Source organism: Microcystis sp. M079S1 (genome assembly GCF_020246425.1).
Taxonomy (GTDB): domain Bacteria; phylum Cyanobacteriota; class Cyanobacteriia; order Cyanobacteriales; family Microcystaceae; genus Microcystis; species Microcystis aeruginosa.
On sequence record NZ_JADBSZ010000165.1, the window covers coordinates 1 to 6,638 of the forward strand.

Here is a 6,638-nt window from a genome sequence, read left to right on the forward strand (position 1 = left end):
CCTTAAATGTTTCAGGATATACTCCACAAAAGCGTTTAAACTCTTCTGGATTCAAATTTTTTACTTTTTCGTAAGTCATTGTTTTTCTGAGTGTTTTACTTTATTTTACATAATCAGTTCCTATTTTTGCAGGAGGTCTATCATCTACCCCACACCCCACACCCCACTTCCCTATCACCCCACTCCCCCATCCCCAACCTGCAACAAAAAAAGGGAAAGAGCGATGCTCCTCCCTTTTTTGATAATTTATTCAAGTTGATTGTAGATGCACAGCAGTGGAGGCTGAAATTACATTAAGCCTAATTGAGCAAGGATACCTTTGTGGGTTAAGTATTCCGTAGCTACGCCAATAACGAAACCGAGCATGGCTAAACGACCATTCCAGTTTTCAGCGAAAGCGGTGAAGCCGAGTTTGTTTTCTTGCTTATCCATGGTGAATTGCCTTCCTATAATAAAATTGCATTTGATTCAAGTGCTTGATATTAAATGTAACATAACTTCCCAGACTATGCAACATTTGTTTACATAAATTTTATTAATGTTGACCATAAACTTTTATGGGGGCAGGGTCAAGGGTGGGCATGGCGGCCGAAAATCAAGCCTGATCTTAGTTCTAGGGCTAAATAACGGTTTTACCATCCCTGACCGAAAAAGATTACAATCAAGCGAAAGGTCAAGAATCGATCGCCATCGAGCGAGGAGTGAATATGCGCGCCTTACTGATTTATCCCGTTTTTCCGCCGACTTTCTGGTCTTATAACAAAATTCTGGAATTAGTCGATCGCAAAGTCTTACTTCCTCCCCTGGGTATGGTGACGGTGGCGGCGATTTTACCGCAGCAATGGGAATTTAAACTGGTTGATCGCAATATTCGGGCGGTGACAGAAGCAGAATGGGACTGGGCCGAAATAGTGATTCTTTCCGGCATGATTGTCCAACGTCAAGATTTAATCGAGCAAATTCACGAAGCCAAGCAACGGGGTAAACTGGTGGCCGTGGGTGGTCCCTATCCCACTTCTATCCCCCACGAAGTGGCCGAGGCTGATTTTCTGATCCTCGATGAGGGAGAAATCACCATCCCGATGTTTGTGGAAGCATTGGCAAAAGGAGAAACTAAAGGTGTTTTCCGCACCACAGAAAAACCCGATGTGACAATTACCCCGATCCCACGCTACGATCTGCTCGATTTTGAAGCTTATGATTCCATGTCGGTACAATTCTCGCGCGGATGTCCCTTCCAGTGCGAATTTTGCGATATTATCGTTCTCTACGGTCGTAAACCCCGCACCAAAACCCCCGCACAATTATTAAAAGAATTAGATTATCTCTACGAGTTAGGTTGGCGCCGGGGCGTGTTCATGGTGGATGATAATTTTATTGGCAACAAGCGCAACGTTAAATTACTCCTCAAAGAATTAAAAGTTTGGCAAGAAGAACACCAGTATCCTTTCCGTTTTAACACGGAAGCATCGGTGGATTTAGCCGCCGATCCCGAATTAATGGAAATGATGGTCGATTGTTACTTTGATGCCGTCTTTTTAGGCATTGAAACCCCCGACGAAGAAAGTTTACAATTAACCAAAAAATTCCAAAATACCCGTAGTTCGTTAACCGAGACGGTAGAAAAGATTATTAAAGCTGGATTGCGCCCTATGGCGGGATTTATCATCGGTTTTGATGGCGAGAAAAAAGGAGCGGCCGATCGCATCATTAATTTTGTCGAAGAAGCGGCCATTCCCACGGCTCTATTTGGAATGTTACAAGCTTTACCCAATACCGCCCTATGGACTCGCTTGGAAAAAGAAGGACGACTAAGATTAACGGGGAAACAGGACATTAACCAAAGTACCCTGATGAATTTCGTTCCCACCCGGCCGATCGAAGATATTGCCACGGAATATATTGAAGCCTTCTGGAAATTGTACGATCCGGAGGTATTTCTCGATCGCACCTATCGCTGTTTCCTGAAATTAGGGGCACCTAAAGCGAAACCTGCCTTTAAACTGCCTCGACGGGCCGATCTCTATGCCCTAGCGGTAATTATCTGGCGACAGGGCTTTAAACGTTCCACTCGCTGGAAATTCTGGCAGAATTTATTCGGTATTTTGCGCCATAATCCCGCCAATGCCGAACACTATATCACTGTCTGCGCCCACAACGAGCATTTCCTGGAATACCGTCAGATTGTTCGGGATGAAATTATGGCACAATTAGCCGAATTTCAACGCCAAGAGGCATTAACAGCGGAAAAAACCGCCATAGCGGCCTAATTATTCCGAGGATGGGTAAATAACCCATCCTGAACATTTTCTGTCCTGATGGTGGACGATCGATAAATCAATAATATTCCTAGTTTTCTGGTTAAAAATTCCCTCAATCTCTGCCAAAGCAATTCAGTATAAATTCTTAATTTTCTAGATATAATTACATTTTTTCCCTAAAATGTTAGCTGGAATACTGAAGAAATCGAGAAAATCTGGATAAAGCCAGTATTTTTAGCTCCTTAACCCTATCAATCAAGCTAAAATCAATGATTACTCGTCAAGAACTTAAGAAACTACAATCCCTAACTCAAATACCCGCCCTTTCCATTCTCTTACCTACCCATCGCACCTCACCGGATAACAAACAAGACCCTATTCTCGTTAAAAATTTGGTCGATGAAGCAAAGCGCCGATTATCGGCAGAATTCTCTAAACGTGAAATCGAACCTTTGTTCGAGCGCCTCGATAGTCTAGTGGCTGAAATAGATTATCCTTATACTCTAGATGGATTAGCTCTCTATATTGGTCCGGATATTGCCAAGCTTTATAACTTGCCTTTTTCTGTCCAGGCAAGAGTTGTCATCGATAAAACCTTTGCCACACGGGATTTAGTTTATGGATTACATCGAGAACAACCCTGTTGGCTGTTACTATTAAGTCAGGGTTCTACTCGTTTAATCTCAGCTACAGGAGAAACTCTCGAAGAAATTCGCGATCAAAATTTTCCCTTAGAAATGACTGGACCGGGGGCCACCGCACCACTGCCCTTTGATGCCGATACCAGTTATCTAGATGATAGAATCCGGCGATTTTTCCAGCAGGTAGATAATGCTCTGGGTGAATACATTGACATTGATGATTCTTCCCCTTTGATTGTGGGTGGAGTGGTTCGTCAAATTTCCTTCTTTCAAGAAGTTTCACAGTACACATCAGCAATTGTTGGCACTTTAACCGGCAATTTTGACAAAACCTCACTGCCAGAATTAATTCCGCAAGTATTGCCGATTATGCATTCAGTGCGTCAGAATCAAAAAACTGAAGCCCTGCAAGCTTTGGACGCGGCAGTCAGCGCTCAAAAAGTTATCTCTACCCTGGGAGAAGTGTGGCGTTTAGCGCAGGAAGGTCGAGGAAAATTGTTATTAGTGGATAAAAATTACCATGTACCCGCAGTTTTAAGCGAAAACGGTGATTTGATACTGGTGGAAAACGTCGGTGGTACGGAGGTAATCGATGATGCAGTGGATGAAATTATCGAAGTGGTATTGGCCAAGGGAGGACGTGTAGCTTTAGTCGATGAAGATTCCTTGAACGATTACCAAAAAATTGCCTTAATTTTGCGTTATTAGACCTAATGGGCCGTTTCACAAGCCCCAATACTAACCCATTGACTAGAACCATCAGACCAGTATTCTTTTTTCCAGATGGGGGCATTATGCTTGAGAGTATCAATAGCATAACGACAGGCTGCGAAAGCTTCCCCCCGATGGGGACAACCCACCGCTACTAAGACGCTAATTTCACCGATTTGTAGCTTACCGGTGCGATGGTGAATGACAACTCGATTGGTATCGGGCCAGGTTTGCCGAATTTGCCGAGCAATTTGCCGGAAAACCTCGATCGCCATGGGTTCGTAGGCCTGATAATCAAGATAAATAACCGGTTTACCGTCGGTTTGCTCCCGTACAGTGCCACTCATTAGTACAATAGCACCATTAGCCCCATCATCGGCTAATTGATATACTTCCTGCAAAGATAAGGGAGCAAAACTGACGCGAAAACTATCTGGTGTCATGGATGAGGTGATGGGGGTTGGGTGTTGGGTGTAGGGTGTGGGGTGTGGGGTGTGGGGTGTAGGGTGTGGGGTGTGGGGTGTGGGGAGAAGGGTGTGGGGTGTGGGGTGTGGGGTGTAGGGTGTGGGGTGTAGGGTGTGGGGTGTAGGGTGTGGGGTGTAGGGTGTGGGGTGTGGGAATTAGGAATTAGGAAGTGGGGGGAATAAATAAAATAATCTCCTGACTACTGCCTTCCTTAACAACATAGCTATCGCTTTTTCGGAGTCAAGAGATGTTTCTATTTTTTCATCTTCATAAAGACAATTGCTGTCAAACCAGCGAGCCGAGTATTTTGGATGTAAGTAGGGAGGCACAATTATTTGTAGGATGGGTTAGCGGTAGCGTAACATGAGCAGGCGTTGGGTTTCATGCTTCAACCCAACCTACGTTCATCTATATTTAATTCCACCCACCCACTTATTTGTACTTCCTTGATATGTTTGTCTTTGAGTCTTTCAGTCAATGGGAATTTTAAGGAACCCATCCTTAACTTTAATCCTCGCAATAATCAGGGGGAAATGTCCGTCCGATCCAAAGCAGTCAGGGAGTTAAAAGTTTTCACTGTAGCTTTAGTGTATAGTGAAATATTCTCAACGTCAAGCCGTCCTAAAAGGCCGGGGTTTCAAACCGATTATTTTCGATGAAAAAATTAATTCTAGCCACGAGTAACCCGGGTAAATTAGCAGAGATAGGGGAATACTTAACTGATATTGACCTAGAATTGCAGTTAAAACCAGATTATTTAGAGATAGAGGAAACAGGGGCGACTTTTGCTGAAAATGCTTATTTAAAAGCTGCTCAAATTGCCCTAACATTGGGAGAATGGTCGATCGCTGATGATTCGGGATTGGAAGTAACTGGGTTAGGAAATGCCCCGGGGATTTACTCGGCCCGCTACGGTGAAAATGATCGAGAAAGAATCGATCGCCTAGTCAGAGAATTAGGAGATAATCAGGATCGTTCGGCCCGTTTTGTCTGTGTAATTGCGATCGCCCGTCCCGATGGTGAGATTGCCTTTACTGCTACAGGAATCTGCACGGGAGAAATTTTAACCAGTCCTAGGGGTAAAGGTGGTTTTGGTTATGATCCGATTTTTTATGTCCCCGAATACGCTTTAACCTTTGCGGAAATGTCTCCCGAATTAAAAAGAAAAATTAGCCACCGAGGACGAGCTTTTCAGCAATTACTGCCCCATCTCAAGACTCTCGCGGGTACAAATTCATTAAGGCTCTGACTTGTTCAGCATGATAAGAGCTTCTTGTCAAGGGACTCGCAACAATTTGTAAAAGTCCCAGAGATTCCCCATATTCGCGCCAAGCGTTGAACTGTTCGGGGGTGATAAATTCCTGTACACCGAGATGTTTTGGCGATGGTTGCAGATACTGCCCGATGGTGAGAATATCACAATCGACGGACCGTAAATCGCGCATCACTTGGCGCACTTCCTCATCGGTTTCCCCCAATCCCACCATAATGCCCGATTTTGTGTAGGTAGCGGGAACAATGGCGCGGGCGCGCTGCAATAATTCTAGAGAACGCTGGTAATCGCCCTGGGGACGCACGCGACGATAGAGACGGGGAACAGTTTCGGTATTGTGGTTTAAAACTTGAGGTTTAGCGGCAAGAATAAAAGCTAAAGCTTGCCAATTGCCGCAAAGATCGGGAATCAGCACTTCGATGGTGGTTTTTTCGGAAATGCGGCGAATTTCCTCGATGCAACGGACAAATTGACTAGCACCCCCATCGGCCAAGTCATCGCGATTGACAGAAGTGATCACTACATGATTAAGATCGAGACGTTGCACGGCTGCCGCTAGTCGCAGGGGTTCCGTGGGGTCTAAAGGTTGCGGTTTTTTCTCAAAATCTATATCACAGTAAGGACAGGCGCGAGTGCAAGCAGGACCCATAATTAAAAAGGTAGCCGTCCCCGCATGGAAACATTCGCCGATATTGGGGCAGGAAGCCTCCTCACAAACGGTATTTAAGCCTAAATCGCGTAAAACTTCCTTAACACTGCCGACTCGCTGCCATTGCGGTGCTTTTACCCGTAACCACTCTGGTTTTACCGTCACGCCCGAACTACTCCGATAATTTTTGCTCATATCCCTAATATCCTAGCAAGTCTCGACCCACTTAAGGCAGAATATGCTATGATAATTTAGCTAAAGACTTTCGGGATGTAGCGCAGCTTGGTAGCGCACTTCGTTCGGGACGAAGGGGCCGCAGGTTCGAATCCTGTCATCCCGATTTCTCTTATTCCTTAACTTCCCCCATACATATCTACTACAATAGCCGAAAACCCTTATCCATCAATGGATATACCCATTAACTTTTCTTAATGTACCCATGTAATTCGTAACATTTCTTAATGGACAAGAATTCTCTCCATTTGCTAAAATAGTGGTCATCGAAAATTTGGGTCTGAAACCCCGTCGTTCTACGACGGCTTTACTGTTAAATATGAGCATCGTTTACGAAATATATGCTAAAATGTGAGACATGGAAAAAGCCTACTCGTTTCGATTTTACCCCACACCAACACAAG

The 6,638-nt window shown here is 44.6% G+C and carries 7 protein-coding genes and 1 tRNA gene; 5 read left to right on the forward strand and 3 right to left on the reverse strand.

Annotation, left to right across the window (positions count from 1 at the left end; translation table 11 throughout):
• Positions 1–288: 288 nt before the first annotated feature.
• The gene (locus IM456_RS10695) at positions 289–450 is read right to left on the reverse strand and encodes a CAB/ELIP/HLIP family chlorophyll-binding protein (protein ID WP_487353236.1); all 162 of its coding nucleotides are present in this window, start codon (positions 448–450) and stop codon (positions 289–291) included.
• A 257-nt stretch (positions 451–707) separates the two neighbouring features.
• On the opposite strand from IM456_RS10695, the gene IM456_RS10700 reads away from it, so the two are divergent.
• Together IM456_RS10700 and IM456_RS10705 are read left to right on the forward strand one after the other, a co-directional pair.
• Positions 708–2,270 carry a B12-binding domain-containing radical SAM protein gene (locus IM456_RS10700; protein ID WP_149987833.1) on the forward strand — a complete coding sequence of 521 codons (1,563 nt, stop codon included), beginning with the start codon at positions 708–710 and terminating at the stop codon, positions 2,268–2,270.
• Between the two features lie 260 nt (positions 2,271–2,530).
• Positions 2,531–3,610, forward strand: coding sequence for an AOC03_06830 family ribosome hibernation factor (locus IM456_RS10705; protein WP_149987832.1), 1,080 nt, complete (start codon positions 2,531–2,533; stop codon positions 3,608–3,610).
• A 2-nt stretch (positions 3,611–3,612) separates the two neighbouring features.
• On the opposite strand, the gene IM456_RS10710 is transcribed toward IM456_RS10705, so the two are convergent.
• Positions 3,613–4,056 (reverse strand): molybdenum cofactor biosynthesis protein MoaE, encoded by a 444-nt coding sequence (locus IM456_RS10710; protein ID WP_147072799.1) that lies wholly within the window; start codon positions 4,054–4,056, stop codon positions 3,613–3,615.
• 677 nt (positions 4,057–4,733) lie between these two features.
• Here IM456_RS10710 and rdgB point away from each other — a divergent pair.
• Positions 4,734–5,327: an RdgB/HAM1 family non-canonical purine NTP pyrophosphatase gene (rdgB, locus tag IM456_RS10715; protein ID WP_149988707.1), complete on the forward strand. Its 594-nt coding sequence runs from the start codon at positions 4,734–4,736 to the stop codon at positions 5,325–5,327.
• On the opposite strand, the gene lipA is transcribed toward rdgB, so the two are convergent.
• A complete protein-coding gene (gene lipA / locus IM456_RS10720) occupies positions 5,290–6,195 on the reverse strand; it encodes a lipoyl synthase (protein ID WP_287692995.1) in 906 nt (301 codons plus the stop codon). The two genes, rdgB and lipA, sit on opposite strands and share 38 nt — an antisense overlap.
• 71 nt (positions 6,196–6,266) lie before the next feature.
• Here lipA and IM456_RS10725 point away from each other — a divergent pair.
• Together IM456_RS10725 and IM456_RS23315 are read left to right on the forward strand one after the other, a co-directional pair.
• Positions 6,267–6,340 (forward strand) — tRNA-Pro (locus tag IM456_RS10725).
• 252 nt (positions 6,341–6,592) lie between these two features.
• Positions 6,593–6,638 (forward strand): helix-turn-helix domain-containing protein (locus IM456_RS23315; RefSeq protein WP_353737710.1); only part of this gene is annotated, 46 nt, incomplete at its 3' end.